Below are 18,751 nucleotides of genomic sequence, written 5' to 3' on the forward strand. Positions count from 1 at the left end.
GCCCGATGAGCCATTTATCATCCCCGCGTGAAGCATTTGAAACCGTTCTGCAACCGCTTACGAGCGTGCCGCTGGAGCGTGAACTACCGCTCGGTCAGCGCCTCTGGCAGCAAGGCTGGATTCGTAAAAGCCTGATCCTGATTTTGCTCGTGGTGCTGTGGGAAGTGGTTGCCCGCGTGCAGAACAACGACCTGCTGCTGCCCAGTTTTTTACAAACCGCCAGCGCGCTGTATGACGGTTTGCTCAGCGGTGAGTTGCTGGGCAAGGTCTGGATTTCCCTGGTGGTGCTGCTCAAGGGTTACCTGATCGGCATCGTGCTGGCGTTTGCCCTGACCACCCTGGCGGTGTCGACGCAGTTCGGGCGCGACCTGCTGAGCACCCTGACCTCGATGTTCAATCCGCTGCCGGCCATCGCACTGTTGCCGTTGGCGCTGCTGTGGTTCGGTCTGGGGCAGAACAGCCTGATTTTCGTGCTGGTGCATTCGGTGCTCTGGGCGTTGGCATTGAACACCTATGCCGGATTTCTCGGGGTCTCGGAAACCTTGCGTATGGCCGGGCGCAATTACGGTCTCAAGGGCATGCGCTTTGTGTTGTTCATCCTGATTCCGGCGGCGCTGCCGTCGATCCTCGCCGGGTTGAAAATCGGCTGGGCCTTCGCCTGGCGCACGCTGATTGCCGCTGAACTGGTGTTCGGCGCCACCAGTGGCAAGGGCGGTTTGGGCTGGTACATCTTTCAGAATCGCAATGAGCTGTACACCGACAAAGTGTTTGCCGGGTTGGCGGTGGTGATCTTGATCGGGTTGCTGGTGGAGAACCTGGTGTTTGATTCGCTGGAGCGGGTGACCGTCAAGCGGTGGGGGATGCAGCGTTAAGCTCTGCGTTGTTTGGTTTGGCCCCATCGCGGGCAAGCCCGCTCCCACAGGGATCTCCAGTGGATGCGGACTTTGTGTTCAACACATAAACCTGTGGGAGCGGGCTTGCCCGCGAAGGGGCCAGACCTGCCACCCCATCAGTCAGGAGAATGTTTGCTAGCATTGCGTCTGAGTCAATTCACCTCAGACACGAGTGCTCACAATGCAACTCCCGGACATGAATCTTCTGGTCGCTCTCGACGCTCTGCTCGACGAGGGCAGCGTGGTCGGCGCGGCGCGGCGAATGAACCTTAGTCCGGCCGCGATGAGCCGTACCCTGACGCGGATCCGTGAGGCCATTGGCGATCCGATTCTGGTGCGCGCCGGTCGTGGCCTGGTGCCGACGCCCAAGGCGTTGGCGTTGCGCGAGCAGGTACGCGATCTGGTCGAGCAGGCCGCGCTACTGTTCCGCTCCGCTGATGACGTGGACTTGGGCAGTTTGCGTCGCCGATTCAGTATTCGGGCCAACGATTTTTTCGTGGGTGTTTACGGGGGCAAGTTGTTCGACACGATGGAGCGCCAGGCCCCGCAATGCGAATTGCGCTTTGTGCCCGAGGGCGATGGCGATGACGAGGCCTTGCGTGAGGGGCGAATCGACTTAAGCGTCAGCAACAATCGTCCGGTCATGCCGGAAGTGAAGGTGCAGAACTTGTTTTCCACGCACTTTGTCGGCTTGGTGCGTGAAGATCACCCCTTGTTTGCGCAAGAGATCACGGCTGAACGCTATGCCGGGTTCTCCCATATCAGCATGTCCCGCCGCGGTATTGCTCGCGGTCCAATCGACACGGCGCTCAATGCCTTGGGACTGGAACGGCGGGTGGCGGTGATTGCGCCGAGTTTCCATGCGGCAATGTTTGCCTTGCCCGATTCCGATCTGATCCTGCCGGTTCCTCAGGAAGCCATATTGAGCGTACGACGCCTGGGCTTGAAACTGCGCTCCTTTACCCTGCCTGTACCTTTGCCGACTCTGATGCTGACCCAGGCCTGGCACCCGCGTTACGACAATGATCCGGCCCATCGCTGGCTACGTGAAACACTCAAGACCTGTTGCGACGAGACGTGGCTGGCCGCGCAACCCACCTCAAGCTGATCACTGACCTACAGTGGGAGCGGGCTTGCTCGCGAAGGGGCCATCACATTCAACATCAATAGCGACTGATACGCTGCTTTCGCGAGCAAGCCCGCTCCCACACGTTCTTTATTACTGCGTCTAACGCACTTATAAGCTGCCAATAAGTCAATTTTCGTCAGGTCTCACACTTCTTAAACTGCCCCGGTGTTCATACCCCGGAGCTTGCAGCAATGACTTCCCTTACGGTCACGGCACCGCTCGCCGTGGCCAGTCCGGCCGCCGCCGCGCCGCCGGTCTTCGGTCCGCGAATCATCATCGGCCTGGTGGGCGTGTTGCTGGTGGTGCTGGTGTCGGGCCTCAACGAGATGGTGACCAAAGTCGCGCTGGCCGACATTCGTGGCGCGTTGGCCATCGGCTACGACGAAGGCACCTGGCTGGTCGCCTGCTACACGGCGACCTCGGTGGCCGCGATGGCCTTCGCTCCGTGGTGCGCGGTGACGTTCTCGTTGCGGCGCTTCACCCTCTGCGCCATCAGCGCCTTCACTCTTTTGGGCGTGTTGTGCCCGTTCGCGCCGAACTACGAAAGCCTGCTGCTCATGCGCACGTTGCAAGGCCTGGCCGGCGGCGCGCTGCCGCCGATGCTGATGACTGTCGCGCTGCGATTTTTACCGGCCAACGTGAAGCTTTACGGTCTGGCGGGTTATGCGCTGACGGCCACTTTCGGGCCAGGTCTCGGCACTCCGTTGGCGGGTTTGTGGACCGAGTATGTCGGCTGGCAGTGGACCTTCTGGCAAGTCATCGTGCCGTGTCTGATTGCCATGGCGGCGGTCGCCTACGGCTTGCCGCAGGATCCGCTGCGTCTGGAGCGTTTCAAGCAATTTAACTGGCGCGGATTGCTCCTGGGTTTTCCGGCGATTTGCATGCTGGTGATCGGCATCCTGCAGGGCAATCGGCTGGACTGGTTCGAGTCGGATCTGATCGGCGGATTGCTCGGCGGCGGTGTGTTGCTGCTGGTGCTGTTCCTGATCAACGAATGGTCGCAGCCGATCCCGTTTTTCAAGATGCAGATGCTCGGCATCCGCAACCTGTCGTTCGCCTTGCTGACCCTGGCCGGCGTGCTGGTGGTGCTACTGGCGGTGATCATCATTCCATCGAGCTACCTTGCGCAGGTGCAGGGTTATCGCCCGGTTCAGACCGCGCCGATCATGCTGTTGGCGGCATTGCCACAGTTGATCGCGCTGCCGTTGGTGGCGGCGCTGTGCAACTTGCGCTGGGTTGATTGCCGCTGGGTCCTGGGGATCGGTCTGAGCCTGTTGGCGCTGTCTTGCATCGGTGGTTCGCACCTGACGTCGGTGTGGATTCGTGACGATTTCTACGTGCTGCAATGGCTGCAAATCTTCGGTCAGCCAATGGCAGTGCTGCCGCTGCTGATGCTTGCCACCGGCAGCATCACGCCAATGGAAGGCCCCTACGCCTCGGCCTGGTTCAACACCGTGAAAGGCCTTTCAGCGGTGGTCGCCACCGGGCTGATCGAGGTGTTGACCACCACACGCCTGCATTTCCATTCGACGATGCTGGTGGACAACCTCGGTAACTCGCCGCTGGCCGACAGTGGCAGTGCGGGCCTTGCCCACCGCCTGCATGAACAAGCCGTCGTGCTGACGGCTTCTGATCTTTATCTGTGCATGACGGGCATCGCAGCAACGCTGGTCCTGCTGATTTTCTGGTTGCCGACGCGGATGTATCCGCCGCGCGCACCGACATGAACGTTTCACTGAGACAGAAGGTTTTTATGACGACTCAAGCAAAGCAAAAAATGGCGGTCGGCGTCGCCGCGGCAGTGGCGGTCGGCGTGCTGGTTTACCTGCTGGCGCCAGGGGTTTTTGGCAAACGCACACAACAGAGCACCAATGATGCCTTCGTCTCGGCGGACTTCACCCTGGTGGTGCCTCGCGTGGCGGGTTTCATCAAGGAAGTGCTGGTGGAAGACAACCAGCAGGTCAAGGCTGGTCAGTTGCTGGCGCTGATCGATGATCGGGATCTGCGTGCCGCCGCCCAAGCCGCCGACGCCGAAACGCTGGTGGCCAGGGCGCAACTGCAAAACGCACGGGCCACCCTTGAGCGCCAGACGTCGGTGATTGCTCAAGCGCAGGCGTCAATGGTATCGGCCAAGGCAGAAATGGACTTTGCCGCGCACGAGTTGAATCGCTACAACCACCTGGCCGGCGTGGGTGCGGGTACGGTGCAGAACGCTCAGCAGGCGCGCACGCGCATCGATCAGGCGACTGCGCGGCTGGCTAACGTGACAGCGGTGCTGGCGGCGGAGCGCAAGCAAGTGGAGATCCTTACCGCTCAGCGCGACGCCGCGGAAGGTGGGCTGAAACGGGCGCAAGCGGCGCTGGAAATGGCCAGCTACGAGCTGTCTTACACGCGCATCGTTGCACCGCAAGACGGCATGGTCGGCGAGCGCGCAGTGCGGGTCGGCGCTTACGTGACGCCGGGCAGCAAAATTCTGGCGGTGGTGCCTCTGGCCCAGGCTTACGTGGTGGCCAATTTTCAGGAAACCCAACTGACTGATGTGAAGCCGGGGCAGGGCGTGCAAGTGCGTGTCGACAGCCTTGGCAGCGAAGTCCTGAACGGTCGCGTCGAGAGCATCGCCCCGGCCACCGGTGTGACGTTCGCTTCGGTGAAACCGGACAATGCCACCGGCAACTTCACCAAGGTGGTGCAGCGGATTCCAGTGAAGATAGTGCTGGAACCGGGCCAGGCGTTGGCCGAGCGGTTGCGGGTGGGGATGTCGGTGGAGGCGAGGATTGATACGGCAAGCAACGCCTCGCGTGAGGTGGCTCAGCAATGAAGATATTTGTTGATTGGACTGACGCCTTCGCGGGCAAGCCCGCTCTCACAGTTGAGCGCATTCCAATGTGGGGGAAGGCTTGCCCGCGAAGTGGCCGGTGGCCTCAACTCACTTTTTGCGCCTTACTGGTCCTTAGCCTTTCAGCCTGCACCGTCGGCCCGGACTTCCAGAAACCTCAAGCGCAACAAATCACCGAATGGTCGAAACCAGCAAAAGCCGCTACCAGCCAAGCCACCGCCGAAACAATGGACGAACGCTGGTGGGAAGTCTTCAACGACCCGAAACTCTCAGCCCTGACCCAGCGCGCGCTAACCGACAACCTCGACTTGAAACTCGCCAGCAGCCGCCTGCAACAAAGCCGTGCCGTGCGCCAGGTGGTGACCGCCGCGCGTTACCCCAACACCGCCGCTACGGGCAGCTACGGACGTAAACGCAACAGCGGCGAAGGATTGATGGATCCGTCCGGCCACAACGGCGACTCGGCGTTCAATCTGTGGGATGCAGGCTTCTCCGCGTCCTGGGAGCTGGATTTCTGGGGTCGTGTCCGTCGCGAAACCGAAGCCGCCGATGCGACCCTCGAAGTCGCGGAAAACGATCGTCGCGGCGTGCTGCTGTCAGTGCTCGCCGAAACGGCTCAGGACTACATTCAATTGCGCGGTGTACAAAGCACACGTGCCGTCACCGAGCAGAACCTCGACGTCGCTCGCCACAGCTTGAAACTGTCGCAACTGCGTCTGGCTGACGGCGTAGCCACCGACCTGGACGTCGCCGAAGCGGCGGCCCAAGTCGCCGCCATCGAATCGCGTTTGCCTGCGCTTGAACAGCGTCAGTCGCAACTGATCAACGCGCTCAGCCTGTTGATGGGTGAACCACCGCAAGCGCTGTTCGCCGAGTTATCCACAGACGTCCCCGTGCCGAAAATCCCGCGTCAGGTCGCCATCGGTTTGCCCTCGCAATTGGCCCAACGCCGCCCTGACATCCGCCAGGCCGAAGCCCGCCTGCATGCCGCCACCGCGAGCATCGGCGTGGCCAAGGGCGATTTCTATCCACGGATCACCTTGTCCGGCAACCTCGGTTCGCAAGCCATGCAGCTCAGTGATTTTGGTTCCTGGGGCTCGCGCTCGTTTGGCATCGGCCCGCAATTGAGCCTGCCGCTGTTCGATGGCGGACGGTTGCGCGGCGTCCTGAACTTGCGCGAGGCACAGCAACAGGAAGCCGCGATTGCCTACCAGCAAACCGTACTACGTGCGTGGCACGAAATAGATGATCAACTGACCGCCTACAACGCCAGCCAACTGCGCCGCGACAGCCTCGCCGAAGCCGTGCGCCAGAATCGGATCGCCCTGCGCACCGCGCAGCAGCAATACGTGGAAGGGGTGGTGGACTTCGTTAACGTGCTGACTGTTCAAGGCGCATTGCTGGCGACTCAGGAACAATTTGTGGAGAGCTCGACCGGGGTTTCGCTGGCGATGGTGGGTTTGTATAAAGCGTTGGGTGGGGGATGGGAGTCGGTGTATCCGTTGGCCAGTGCCGTTACCAATAATCCGGTTTGATAGCCGGCGTTTTACGGGTAGGCACGCGATCCGGGAATTGGTGTGACTGCAACTCTTCTGTGGAGATGACTCGACGCATCCAATGGGAGTGTTCTTTTAGCGAGCCTGGCGAAGGACAGTTCAATTCAGCTCGACGAGGAAGAATGACCCCCGATAGTTATGTCAGGAAAATCTTCGCGAATAGCTTTAAGGGCTGGAGTCATGTCTGTGTCGCTGGAAACCAGTACGAGTTGTTCAATACGGTCATGCACGTCTAGAGCGGCTTGCTTGGTTGCGGTGCGGTACATGCTGATCGCGATGTGAACATCCGTTTCTTTCTCTTCAAGCTTCCAAATGTCGACCTTATCTTGACGGGAAGCACCTGTTTTCCTGTCTATGAAGCGCGGAGCTTTTGCCGGCTCGAGCGAATGTCGGCCATAGTGCACTGCTACTTCGGTCGCTTTCAGTGCTCGCACATACGAGTCTTGAGCTTCTTTCGAGATTCTGCCCCGAGTGGCGAGTATCGGTTTGACGGAAGAAGTGAAGTAATCAACGGAGATGATTGAGCTTTGCGGGTTTTCGATATGTGCGACATGGGCCAGCAGGCCTTTGAGGTTGAGCCACTTATGGGGAGTGCCCGCGAGCAACCCGTAAAACAGGTTGTAGCCATCAACAAAAAAAGCGGTGCGCACAAACTTAATCCTCAAAAACGAAAAAACCGGCCTAGGCCGGTTTTTTCACCCCAACTGCCAGAGAACTGAATCTCTGCGTACGGGGTTGAGTTGGAGCAATCCTAAGTCGTGCTCGCCACGCGCGTCAATCACCGATTGACCAGGTGCTACACGACGGCATTCACTCCAGCGCCGGCGAGTCAGTTTTGATCACCGGCCTAGCTGATGGTCAAGGCGTTGTTGGCCTGAGTTATTAGTGATTGCTACAGGAAGAGTGTTGAGGTGCTGCAGTTCTATAAAAGTTTGAAGTGTCGACCGCCGCTCTCCGTATCGATTGAATGTATGTTCCCAATTTTGTGTGGGATTTATTAGTGAGAGGTTCCGAAGGAAAGCCTAAGTATCTGGGCTGAGTAATTTGGCTAATTTGAAACATCACATTTCCAACCAATAACAACCATCCACTTGACGCACACCCACCCTGTCATAGACTCCGCTCATCCGTCAGGGAGATACGGTTATGCAGCGTGTTCGTGGTTGGGTTATTGGATTGACCTTGTTTACATGCGCAGTTCAGGCGCAAACGCCCGTGCCAGACGATCCGTTGTTGGAAAACAGTGCCACTGGCAGCAGCACGACGGCCAGCAGTGAGGCTCGCGGCGTGTTGCGAGCCAGGGATCAGGCGGTGCTTGCCAGTGAGTTGTCCGGGCGCATTGTCGAGTTGCCGTTCAGTGAGGGCGAGTCGTTCAAGAAAGGCGATACGCTGGCGCGTTTCGATTGCTCGGCGTATCAGGCCCAGCTCAATGCCGCTCAAGCGGCCAACCGTGGCGCGGGTGAAGAGCTGGCGCACAACAAACAGCTCGCGGCGTTGAATTCGGTCGGGCGTTTTGAAGTGGCGCGGGCCGAGGCCAAGGTCGGCGAGACCCAGGCGCAATCCCAGGTTTATCAGGTTCAGGTCAAACGCTGCAGCGTGTTGGCGCCGTTCGATGGGCAAGTGGTCGAGCGCAAGGTCAAGCGCTATGAAAGTGTTGCCGCTGGTGCCCCCTTACTGGACGTGGTCGACAACCGCACCCTGGAAATTCATTTGCTGGTGCCGTCGCGCTGGATGGCCCGACTCAAACCCGGCCAGACCTTCAGTTTTGTTCCCGATGAAACCGGTCAGCCGCTGGATGCCACGGTCAAGCGTCTCGGTGCGCGGATTGATGAAGGCAGCCAGACCTTGCTGCTGGTCGCGACGCTTCCCAATGCCAACGGTTTGCTGGCGGGCATGAGCGGCACGGCGCGATTCGCGGAGCTTAAATGAACGCGCCGGTTGCCGGCGGCGCCGAACAGGTCTTCGCCAGGTTTCTTGATCTTGAACGCCTCACCCGCGCGGCGCGCGCGCCTTCGCAACTGGCCTACAGCCTGGTCAATGACGGGCAGGCGTTGTTCGGTTTTCGCCATGCGGCACTGTTGATCGCTGGCAAGGTGCAAGCAGTGACGGGCGTCAGCACAGTGGAGCCGAATGCGCCGTTCGTGGCGTTCGTCGAACAGGCCGTCGCTCAGTTGTTCAAGGCCGATCTGCTGAAACAGGCCCGGGTGATCCCAGCGAATGTGCTCAGTGAATCGATCCAGGCTGATTGGCAAAGTCTTTCGGCGGCCCATGTGTTCTGGCTGCCGCTGATCGATCACGAAGGTGAGGTGTTCGGTGGCCTGTGGCTGGCGCGGGATCTGCAGTGGAATCCTTCCGAGCAAGTGTTGCTGTCGCAATTGGGCGACACCTACAGCCATGCCTGGCTGGCGCTGCAACCGCGCAAGCCGTGGCGACTGCGCTGGACCCGAAAACGCCAGGTGGCGTTGCTTGCCCTGTTGTTGCTCGCGTTGCTGATCCCGGTGCGCCAATCGGTGCTGGCGCCCGCTGAAGTGGTTCCGTTGGGCGGTCGCGTGGTGGCTGCGCCGCTGGACGGGGTGATCACCGAGTTCCTGGTCAAGCCCAATCAGACGGTAAAAACCGGCGAGCTGTTGCTGCGCTTTGAAAGCACTACGCTCAAGGCTCAAGCCGATGTGGCTGAGCGCGCCTTGGGCGTTGCGGAAGCAGAACTCAAGGCCAATTCCCAACGCTCGTTCGCCGATGCTGAATCAAGTTCGAAGATCGATCTGCTGGCCGCGCGAGTCGAGCAAAAACGCGCCGAACGGGACTACGCCCGCGAACTGCTCAAACGCAGCGAGGTGCGCGCCGAGCGAGACGGTATCGCGGTGTTCGCCGACGCGGAGCGCTGGACCGGCAAACCGGTGCAGACCGGCGAGCGGCTGATGGAAATTGCCGACCCGAATCAGGCCGAGTTGCGTATCGAGCTGGCGGTGGGCGATGCCATTGCCCTGGCGCCCGGCGCGCAGGTCGCGCTGTTTCTCGACAGCGATCCGCTGCACCGGCATTTGGCAACACTTGAACGGTCGGCCTATGAGGCGCAACCCACGGCAGCCGGGCAACTGGCTTATCGTCTGGATGCGAATTTTGCGGGGGCGCCGCCGCGTATCGGCCTGCGCGGAACCGCCAAAATCTTCGGCGACCGTGCACCGTTGGCGTTGTACCTGTTACGTCGACCGCTGGCCGGGTTGCGCCAGAGTGTGGGCCTTTAGATGAGCCTGCCGAACCTGCGCGCCGACTTGCAGCTGACGCCCGCTGCTCCGGCCCTTGATGGCTCGCCGCGTTGGACCTTGGCCGACCCGGTGCGCGGCCGCTATTTCAAGCTCGGCGCGGCGGCGATGCGTTTGCTGCGTCATTGGTCCCTGGGCGACCCGGAACAAGTGCTGCGTGCCGCCAACCGAGAACCCGGCTTGCCACTCGATGGCGCGGAGCTGGAGCAGTTGCTGGGCTTTTTGCGCAGCCACGATCTGATCAGCGCGCTCGATCCGCAACAGCGCGCCAGTTACAGCCTCAAAGCCGCCGCCCAGCGCCAGACGTTGTGGCAGGTGTTGTTGCACCAATACCTGTTTTTTCGCATTCCTCTGTGGCGCCCGGACGCTTTTCTCAACCGTGCCTGGCCGTGGCTTGAGCGCTTCGGTCCGCGAGCGCTGCGCTACGGATTCCCGGTCACCCTGGGGCTCGGGGTATTTCTGGTGTCCCGGGACTGGCAACGTTTTATCGCCACCTTCCCGCATTTGTTCAGCCTCGGCGGCGCGCTGGCGTTCGGCGTGGCGCTGTTCTTTGCCAAGCTCTGTCATGAGTTCGGTCACGCCTTCATGGCCAAGCGCGCGGGCTGTCGCGTGCAGAGCATGGGCGTGGCGTTCATGGTCTTGCTGCCGATGTTTTACACCGACGTCAGCGATGCATGGCGGGTCAATGATCGCCGCGCGCGGCTGCTGATCGGCGCCGGCGGTGTGCTGGCGGAACTGCTGCTGGCCTGCATCGCGCTCCTCGTCTGGTCACTGCTGCCCGAGGGGCCCGGACGCACGGCGGCGTTCATGCTCGCCAGTGCCACCTGGATCACCACGCTGGTGATCAATCTCAATCCATTCATGCGTTTTGATGGTTATTTTTTGCTCAGCGACTTCTGGGAGGTGGATAACCTCCAAGGGCGAGCGTTTGCCCTGTGCCGTTGGCGGTTGCGTGAGTTTTTGTTTGGTTATGGTGCGGCGGCACCGGAGCCTTGGTCGCCGAAGATGCAGCGCCGGTTGCTGATTTGGGGCTATGGCTCGTGGCTTTGGCGTGCGGCTTTATTTTTCGGGATCGCCCTGGCGGTCTATCACCTGTTCTTCAAAGTGTTGGGGATTTTCCTGATGCTGGTGGAGCTGGTGTGGTTCATCTTCTTGCCCATTTTGAGCGAGTGGCGGCAATGGTGGAGCCGAAGGGAACAAGCCTATGCCCCACGAGTTCTGCTCAGCGGTCTGGTGTTGCTTGGGCTGGTCCTGACGCTGGGATTGCCGTGGCGCAGCGCCGTGGAGCTGCCGACGATGCTTGAGGCCGGACGCGCCAGTGCGCTGCACGCGCCGGTCGCGTCACGGGTCAAAACGGTGAATGTGTACGACGGTCAGGTGGTTGCGCAGGACGAGGTGCTGATCGAACTGGAATCGCCGGACCTGGATTCGCGTCAGGCCATCGTCCGTCGCGAAATCCGGATCCAGCAATTGCAGATGCGCCGTCAGGCCAGTCGCAGCGAAACCGCTGCCGATGCCGGTATTGTCGAGCAACGTCTGGCAGAGGCCGTGGCTGAATATCGCGGATTGGCTGCCCAGCGTGAACGTCTGCTGTTACGCGCCCCGCACACCGGCACCGTGCGCGATCTGTTGCCGCAACTGGCGGTCGGTCGCTGGTTGTCGACCAAGGACCCCTTGGCGCGTGTCGTCGAAGACGGTGCGCGGTTGCGTGGTTATCTGGCTGAAGCCGAACTGTGGCGGGTTGCCCCGGGCGCCACCGGACGGTTCATTGCCGATGACCCGATGCACCCGGCGATTGCCGTAAAATTGACCGAAATCGACACCAATGGCGCGGCTTATGTCGATCAGGAGGCGCTGACGTCCGATCATCACGGGCCGATCGCGGTGCGCCGCGATCCGCATCAACGGGCCGAACCGGTGCAGGGACAATACGGAGCAAGGTTGAGCACCCTCGAAGAGGTGCCGACGCCGATGCAACCCTTGCGCGGCGTGGTGGTGTTGCAGGGGCGCGGCGAATCATTACTGGGCGTTGCCTGGCGACGCATGGCGGCACTGGGGGTCAGGGAAAGCGGTTTCTAAGAACAAACGATGGCCGATACCGATTCAGTGGCGGCGGACGGTAGAAACATCTCAGCTCCAGCAATTCCAGCGAGCAAACACCTTCGACAAATTCTGTGCAGCCCAGGCTGCAGAAATTTCCGTGGCCGGGGCACGCCGCGCCACAGCGTAGTTGATCCGCCTGATTGCCGAATGTCGTTGGTCGTATAGCCAGCATCGACGACGGTACTGTCGCTGCCCTACAGTGAGCGCACTATCCATTTTTTGGCAGTGGCAAACTTGAGGGGAGCAATGGAAGTACGCAGAGAAACGCCGGTTGATGGCACCCAGGGCCCGCATGCTGCACCCCGCCCCTGGGCGCGGGTTCAGCGTTTGCTGCGGTGGGTACGCGAGCATTGGCTGTTACCGATCCTGGTGTTGGCCACGGCAGTGCGTTTCTACGACCTGACGGCGGCGGCTATTTGGGGCGACGAAGGTTCCAGTCTGCTGTTGAGCCAATATTCGTTGAGCGGGATCTGGCAGCACGCCGCCCATGATGTGCACCCGCCGCTGTATTTCATGCTCCTGCACGGCTGGATTGAGTTGTTCGGCGACGGCATTTTCTCGATCCGATGTCTCAGCGCGTTACCCGGGATCGCCACGGTATGGCTCGGCGTATGGCTGATGGACCTGCTCGCCACTCGGCGTGCCGCGCTGCTGACCGGTCTCCTTATGGCGCTGCTGCCCACGGCGGTGCGTTACAGCCAGGAAGTGCGGATGTACTCGCTGCTGGGCCTGTGGCTGATCGGCGCGACGATTGCCTTGGTTTACTGGATCAGATACCCCCGGCGCACGCGTTATCTGGTCGCCTACGCCCTGCTGATGACGGCCGCGTTCTACACCCATTACTTCACTGCCCTGTGCGTACTTTGCCACTGGCTGTACCTGGGGGTGATTCGTGTACAGCCAGGCTATCGATTGCGGCACATTCAACGCCCCGGCTGGTGGCTGGCGAACGGGGCCATCGTGCTGTTGTACCTGCCGTGGGTGCCGAGCCTGATCGATCTGATCCAGCACATGGATCAACTCAAAGCCAATGGCGATGTCGGGTGGGAAGATCCTGTCACCGTCAGCTCCTTGCCTTCGATGATCTGGTCGTTCCTGGTCCAGGACGATGGCGGAAACCTTCCGACGCCGCTATTTATCGCCATGCCCCTGGCATTGCTGGCCTTGATGTGGGTGGCACTGGCCCGCGACCGCAGTGTTTTTCGTGGCAGTGCGTTGGTGGCGATCTATAGCGTTGTACCGCTGCTGCTGGTGTTTGGGGTGTCATTTATTTCGCCGGTATTCATCGAGCGTTACGTCACCGCGTACGCCCTCGGCCTGCCGATGATCGCGGCACTGGCCATTGATCGCCTGTATTCGGGCTTTCGGGTGATTGCCCTGATGGCGCTGATGCTGTTTGTCGGTCTCGAACTGGTTGGAGTGAAAAACAACGCCACGGTGGATACCAACGACCAGATCAGTGTCATGGTCGACTATGTCAACCAGCACTTCGTTGCCGGGGACCGGATCGTCACCAGCGACATGCTCTGGTACCTCAGCTATGTCTATTACAACCGCACCGACACCAAGCCGTTGCTATATACGCCCCCATTGCCCAATGGCACTTCGAGCCGGCCGAATGCCTATGGTTTCGGCACGCTGGTCACCCAGGACGTTTATCTCGACAGCCTCGGCAGCCTGCCCAAAGGCACCAGCCGCGTATGGTTGATCGGAACCGCCGAGGGGCCGGACGAATTTGCGCCATTGCCAGCAGGGTGGCAGGGCGTTAGCAAAACCCAGGCGGGAGGCGCCAATGCGCGCTTGTTCGTGATGCATTGAGTCAGAAACAAAAATCACATTTTTAAAGGATTTAGCTTCGATTTGATATCAAAACACCACTACTCGTAAGGCCATTCTTCGTCTACGCTGCTTCATACGTAAAGGACTTATGTGCAGGTGAACGGATGCAACAGTTCCATTTCATATCAGGCTTGCCACGGTCGGGTTCGACCCTGCTGTCGGCAATCCTGTTGCAGAACCCGCGTTTTCACGCCGGCATGACCAGCCCCGTTGGCACGCTCTTCACCAGTGTCCTCGAACAATGCAGCGCCGGCAGCGAGTTTGGTGCAGTGATCGACACGCCGTTGCGTCGGCGTCTGTTGCGCGGGTTGTTCGACTCCTACTATGCCGATCAGGCCGACAACCCCGTCATTTTCGATACCAATCGTCAGTGGTGCTCGCGTTTGCCGGCGTTGCAGGATCTGTTTCCCAAGGCCAAAACCATTGCCTGCGTGCGCAACGTCGCTTGGGTGATGGACAGCCTCGAGCGCCTTTATCGTGCCAACCCGTTCGAGAACACCAAGCTGTTCAACGACGAAGTCGAGCGCAATACCGTCTACAGCCGTTGTGAAACCCTGGCCCAGCGCAATCGTCTGGTGGGTTTTGCCTGGACGGCGCTCAAAGAAGCTTATTACGGTGAAAACGCCGACTCGTTGCTGATTGTCGATTACGACCTGCTCAGCCAGGCGCCGGAGCGGGTGTTGCGGCTGGTGTACGAATTTATCGGCGAGCCGTGGTTCGAGCATGACTTCAACAACCTCGTCTACGACGCGCCGGAGTTTGACCAGGCACTGGGTGTTTCGGGGTTGCATCGGGTCAAACGCCAAGTGGCGCTGGAATCACGGCGCACGATCCTGCCGCCGGACCTGTTCGACAAATATGCAGAACTGTCCTTTTGGCACGATGGGTCCTCCAGCGCTGCCAATGTCATTCGTATGAAATCCGAGACCGCGATCAATTAATTGATCGCGGCTTTTTTTCTGGTTGTCATAAAAGTTCGAGTTCGGGTGAGCAACATGTGGTGGAGCAACGGCAAATCGCAAAAGGCCCAGGGCGCGCGCGCGCTGGCATCGCCGATGATCATGTCCCTGGAACCGCGCATGCTGTTCGACGGCGCGGTCGCGGCCACGGTGGCCGACGCCGCCCAGCCCGACAGCCACCCCACGGCTGATGCTGCCAAGGCGCCGACGGCCGATCACCCGGCTGCCAGCAAAGACACCCATGGCCAGGCGGACAACGCCTCCGCCGCGACCCCCGCACCTGCGGCAACACCTACGGCCGTACCCGGCCAAAGCGTGGTGTTCGTTGATTCGCGAATCAAAGATACCGACAGCCTGCTCAACGGCGTGGCACCAGGCACCCAAGTGGTGACGCTGGACGCCACCAAGGACGGCTTGCAGCAGATTGCCGCTTACCTGGACACCCATCAGGGGGTCAGTTCGGTGCAGATCATCGCCCACGGCAACGCTGGCGATCTGTGGTTGGGCAACAGCTACCTGTCGGCTGACAACGTCGCCGCCCGCAGCGATGTGCTGGCCCAGATCGGCAAGGACATGAATGTCGGTGGCGATATCCTGATCTATGCCTGTAACACCGGCGCCGGGGAACGTGGCGTCAGTTTTGTCGATTCCCTGGCGCAACTCACCGGCCGCGATATAGCCGCGTCCACCAACCGCACTGGTGTGGGCGGCGACTGGGACCTGGAAATCGCGACCGGCAGTATCGAAAGCCGTAGCGTGTTGTCATCCACCTCCATGGCCGGCTACCAGTACAGCCTGGCGACGCTGACCGTGCTCAATAACGGCGACTCCGGCGTGGGCTCTTTGCGCCAGGCCCTGTCCGATGCCGTGGCCGGTGACACAGTTACCTTCAACAGCAGCATGATTGTCGGGCTGAACTCGCAGCTGACCATCACCAAGAACGTAACCCTTGATGGTGACCTGAATAACGACGGCATTGCCGATGTCACCCTTAACGGCCAGTACAAAACCCGCGTGGTGCAGGTGACTTCCGGCGTCACTGCGACCTTCGACGGCCTGATCATCAAGCAAGGCATGGTGGCCGGTGCGGGTGCGGCGGCGGGAACGGACGGCACAGCGGCAATGGGTGGCGGTATTTTCAACTCCGGCAACCTGACGCTTAAAAACGTTACCGTGACCGATAACGCGGCCTCGGGCGGCGGTGGCGGCGGTGGTGTGACCTCACCTTATGTCGGCGGTGCGGTAGGCGGCGGCGGAGGTGGTGGCGGCGCGCTGGGTGGTCAACTCGGTGGTCATGGCGGCACTTCGGGGTTCGGCACTGGCGTTTATGGCGGTACAAGTGGCTCGGCCGGTCATGGCGGCAATGGCGGGGGGTACAACCCTAACTACATGGGCGGCCGAGGGGGTGGGACCACTGGCGGTGCGGGAGGTGCTGGCGCTGCCAACTACAGTAACGGCGGCAACGCTGGCACAGCGAGCAACGGCACGGTTTCCATCGGTGGTGGTGGCGGTGGCTCCGGTTGGGACAAGCCCGGTCGGGCCGGCGCTTCGGCGTCTGGCGGCATCTACAACGCCTCGAGCGGCACCCTGACGGTTGTCGGTACGTCCGTTATCTCCAACAACGTCGCGGCTGGCGGTGGCGGTGGTGGTGGCGGTGGCCTCGGCGGTTCTGCCGACCCTGGTGGTGCGGGCGGCAAAGGCGTTGGCGCGATATGGAACAAAGGCACCCTGCTGATGACGGCAGCCAACTTCAGCGCAATGGCTGGCAATGCCGGCGGTAGCGGTTCGGGCGGACCCTCCATGGGCGGTGGCGGCGCAGGCACCTCCCCGGCCGCTGTGAGCAACATTTTCAATGACGGCGGTTCGGTCAATACCAACTACGCACCGGACGTGACCCCGCCGACCGTGTCGAGCATCGTGGTCGGCACCACAAACCTGAACTCCGGCGGCACGTCGCTGGTGACCATCACCTTCAGTGAAGCCGTGACCGGCTTCACCACGGCCGACCTGACCGTGGCCAACGGCTCGGTCAGCGGGCTCAGCAGCGGCGACGGCGGCGTCACCTGGACCGCAACCCTGACGGCGGCGGGCAATATCAACGCACCGACCAATGCCATCACCCTAAACACCACGGGCGTGCAGGATTTGGCGGGTAACGTCGGCACCGGTTCCGGGACCTCCAACAACTACGTGATCCACGACACCGTGGCGCCGACGGCGACCATCGTGGTGGCGGACAACGCGCTGAACATCGGTGAAACATCGCTGGTGACGATCACCTTCAGCGAAGCCGTGTCCGGTTTCACCAACGCCGATCTGACCATCGCCAACGGCACTCTGACAGCGGTGAGCAGCAGCGACGGTGGCATCACCTGGACGGCGACCTTCACCCCGACCGCCAGCCTGACCGACAGCACCAACCTGATCACCCTGGACAAGACCGGTGTGCAGGACCTGTCCGGCAACGCCGGAGTCGGCGTGGCCAACTCGAACAACTATGCCATCGACACCCAACGCCCGACGGCGACCATTTTGTTGGCGGACACCGCGCTGAAAATCGGCGAAACCTCGCTGGTGACCTTCACGTTCAGCGAGGCCGTGACCGGTTTCACCAATGCAGACCTGACCATTGCCAACGGCACCCTCACGGCCGTGAACAGCAGCGATGGCGGCATCACCTGGACCGCGACCTTCACGCCAACCGCCAGCATCACTGATGCGACCAACCTGATCACCCTGGCCAACACTGGAATCAGCGACACGGCGGGCAATGCCGGCTCAGGCACCACCGATTCCAACAACTACGCCATCGACACCGTGCGCCCGACCGCGACCATCGTCGTGGCCGACACCGCGTTGAGCATTGGCGAAACCTCGCTGGTGACCATTACCTTCAGTGAAGCGGTGAGCGGCTTCACCACGGCGGACCTGACGGTAGCCAACGGTTCGGTCACCGGGCTCAGCAGCGCCGACGGCGGTATTACCTGGACCGCAACGCTGACCCCGAGTGCGAGCATCAGTGACACCACCAACCTGATCACCCTGGACAACACGGGCGTGCAGGATCTGTCCGGCAATGCCGGGGCCGGTTCGACCAACTCGAACAACTACGCCATCGATACCGTGCGCCCGACGGCGACCATCGTGGTGGCGGACACCGCGCTGAAAATCGGCGAAACCTCCTTGGTGACCTTCACCTTCAGCGAGGCCGTCACCGGTTTCACCAACGCCGACCTGACCATCGCCAACGGTACACTTACGGCCGTGAGCAGCAGCGATGGCGGGATCACCTGGACGGCAACCTTTACGCCGACCACCAGCATCACTGACACGACCAACCTGATCACACTGGACAACACGGGCGTGCAGGATCTGTCAGGCAATACCGGGGCCGGTTCGACCAACTCGAACAACTACGCCATCGACACTGTGCGCCCGACGGCGACCATCGTGGTGGCCGACAATGCGCTGATCATCGGCGAAACATCGTTGGTGACCATTACCTTCAGCGAAGCGGTGACCGGTTTCACCAACGCCGACCTGACCATCGCCAACGGTACGCTCACCGCAGTGAGCAGCAGCGACGGCGGCATTACCTGGACGGCGACCTTCACCCCGAGCGCGAGCATCAACGACACGACCAACCTGATCACCCTGGACAACACCGGGGTCTCCGACCTGGCGGGCAATGCCGGGAGCGGCACCATCGACTCCAACAACTACGTCATCGATACCGTGCGCCCCACCGCCACTATTGTGGTGGCCGACAGCACGCTGAGCGCGGGCGAAACTTCGCTGGTGACCATCACCTTCAGCGAAGCGGTCAGCGGTTTCACCAACGCGGATTTGACCATTGCGAACGGCACGTTGACCGCCGTGAGCAGCAGCGATGGCGGCATCACCTGGACTGCGACCTTCACGCCGACGGTTGGCGTGAATGATTCGACCAACGTCATCACCCTGGCCAACGCTGGTGTCGCCGATCTGTCCGGAAACGCGGGCAGCGGCACCACCAATTCCGGCAACTACGCGATCGACACCGTGCTGCCGACGGCCACCATTGTGGTCGCCGACAATGCGCTGAACATCGGTGAAACGTCCCTCGTGACCATTACGTTCTCCGAGGCCGTGACCGGTTTCACCAACGCCGACCTGACCATCGCCAACGGCACC

At 61.0% G+C, this 18,751-nt stretch carries 11 protein-coding genes and 1 pseudogene; 11 read left to right on the forward strand and 1 reads right to left on the reverse strand.

What is annotated here, in order from left to right:
* Window positions 1-5: 5 nt before the first annotated feature.
* From ACM6I0_RS14525 to ACM6I0_RS14545, 5 genes are all read left to right on the forward strand, one after another.
* Window positions 6-872 (forward strand): ABC transporter permease, encoded by an 867-nt coding sequence (locus ACM6I0_RS14525; RefSeq protein ID WP_414922644.1) that lies wholly within the window; start codon window positions 6-8, stop codon window positions 870-872.
* 202 nt (window positions 873-1,074) lie between these two features.
* Window positions 1,075-2,001 (forward strand): LysR family transcriptional regulator, encoded by a 927-nt coding sequence (locus tag ACM6I0_RS14530; protein ID WP_414922645.1) that lies wholly within the window; start codon window positions 1,075-1,077, stop codon window positions 1,999-2,001.
* A 212-nt stretch (window positions 2,002-2,213) separates the two neighbouring features.
* Window positions 2,214-3,749, forward strand: coding sequence for an MFS transporter (locus ACM6I0_RS14535; protein WP_285433304.1), 1,536 nt, complete (start codon window positions 2,214-2,216; stop codon window positions 3,747-3,749).
* A 26-nt stretch (window positions 3,750-3,775) separates the two neighbouring features.
* The gene (locus ACM6I0_RS14540; RefSeq protein WP_285433305.1) at window positions 3,776-4,840 is read left to right on the forward strand and encodes an HlyD family secretion protein; all 1,065 of its coding nucleotides are present in this window, start codon (window positions 3,776-3,778) and stop codon (window positions 4,838-4,840) included.
* Entirely contained in the window at window positions 4,837-6,393 is a 1,557-nt protein-coding gene (locus tag ACM6I0_RS14545; protein WP_414922646.1) for an efflux transporter outer membrane subunit, read from the forward strand. The genes ACM6I0_RS14540 and ACM6I0_RS14545 overlap by 4 nt, the downstream gene beginning before the upstream one ends.
* Here the strand turns inward: ACM6I0_RS14545 and ACM6I0_RS14550 are convergent.
* Window positions 6,374-7,064 (reverse strand): annotated as a pseudogene (locus ACM6I0_RS14550) (NYN domain-containing protein). The gene ACM6I0_RS14545 and the pseudogene ACM6I0_RS14550 overlap by 20 nt on opposite strands.
* A 496-nt stretch (window positions 7,065-7,560) precedes the next feature.
* Between ACM6I0_RS14550 and ACM6I0_RS14555 the strand changes: the two are divergent.
* The 6 genes from ACM6I0_RS14555 to ACM6I0_RS14580 all read left to right on the forward strand — a co-directional run.
* Complete coding sequence (locus ACM6I0_RS14555; protein ID WP_285433308.1) at window positions 7,561-8,343, forward strand: efflux RND transporter periplasmic adaptor subunit; 783 nt, start codon at window positions 7,561-7,563, stop codon at window positions 8,341-8,343.
* Window positions 8,340-9,659 (forward strand): efflux RND transporter periplasmic adaptor subunit, encoded by a 1,320-nt coding sequence (locus tag ACM6I0_RS14560; RefSeq protein WP_285433309.1) that lies wholly within the window; start codon window positions 8,340-8,342, stop codon window positions 9,657-9,659. Before ACM6I0_RS14555 ends, ACM6I0_RS14560 begins: the two co-directional genes overlap by 4 nt.
* Window positions 9,660-11,756: an HlyD family efflux transporter periplasmic adaptor subunit gene (locus ACM6I0_RS14565; protein WP_285433310.1), complete on the forward strand. Its 2,097-nt coding sequence runs from the start codon at window positions 9,660-9,662 to the stop codon at window positions 11,754-11,756. It abuts the gene before it with no gap.
* A 270-nt stretch (window positions 11,757-12,026) separates the two neighbouring features.
* Window positions 12,027-13,598, forward strand: coding sequence for a glycosyltransferase family 39 protein (locus ACM6I0_RS14570; RefSeq protein ID WP_414922647.1), 1,572 nt, complete (start codon window positions 12,027-12,029; stop codon window positions 13,596-13,598).
* A gap of 125 nt (window positions 13,599-13,723) precedes the next feature.
* Window positions 13,724-14,560: a sulfotransferase family protein gene (locus tag ACM6I0_RS14575; protein ID WP_414922648.1), complete on the forward strand. Its 837-nt coding sequence runs from the start codon at window positions 13,724-13,726 to the stop codon at window positions 14,558-14,560.
* Window positions 14,561-14,614: 54 nt separating this feature from the next.
* A partial coding sequence (locus ACM6I0_RS14580) for an Ig-like domain-containing protein (RefSeq protein ID WP_414922649.1) occupies window positions 14,615-18,751 on the forward strand: 4,137 nt, incomplete at its 3' end.

Origin of the sequence: Pseudomonas sp. IT-P294 (genome assembly GCF_949767865.1) — a bacterium.
Lineage (GTDB): Bacteria > Pseudomonadota > Gammaproteobacteria > Pseudomonadales > Pseudomonadaceae > Aquipseudomonas.

Excerpts from the sequence above, each read along its gene's own strand:
- ACM6I0_RS14525 (WP_414922644.1), top strand. The coding sequence starts at position 6 with ATGAGCCATTTATCATCCCCGCGTGAAGCATTTGAAACCGTTCTGCAA.
- ACM6I0_RS14530 (WP_414922645.1), top strand. The coding sequence starts at position 1,075 with ATGCAACTCCCGGACATGAATCTTCTGGTCGCTCTCGACGCTCTGCTC.
- ACM6I0_RS14535 (WP_285433304.1), top strand. The coding sequence starts at position 2,214 with ATGACTTCCCTTACGGTCACGGCACCGCTCGCCGTGGCCAGTCCGGCC.
- ACM6I0_RS14540 (WP_285433305.1), top strand. The coding sequence starts at position 3,776 with ATGACGACTCAAGCAAAGCAAAAAATGGCGGTCGGCGTCGCCGCGGCA.
- ACM6I0_RS14545 (WP_414922646.1), top strand. The coding sequence starts at position 4,837 with ATGAAGATATTTGTTGATTGGACTGACGCCTTCGCGGGCAAGCCCGCT.
- ACM6I0_RS14555 (WP_285433308.1), top strand. The coding sequence starts at position 7,561 with ATGCAGCGTGTTCGTGGTTGGGTTATTGGATTGACCTTGTTTACATGC.
- ACM6I0_RS14560 (WP_285433309.1), top strand. The coding sequence starts at position 8,340 with ATGAACGCGCCGGTTGCCGGCGGCGCCGAACAGGTCTTCGCCAGGTTT.
- ACM6I0_RS14565 (WP_285433310.1), top strand. The coding sequence starts at position 9,660 with ATGAGCCTGCCGAACCTGCGCGCCGACTTGCAGCTGACGCCCGCTGCT.
- ACM6I0_RS14570 (WP_414922647.1), top strand. The coding sequence starts at position 12,027 with ATGGAAGTACGCAGAGAAACGCCGGTTGATGGCACCCAGGGCCCGCAT.
- ACM6I0_RS14575 (WP_414922648.1), top strand. The coding sequence starts at position 13,724 with ATGCAACAGTTCCATTTCATATCAGGCTTGCCACGGTCGGGTTCGACC.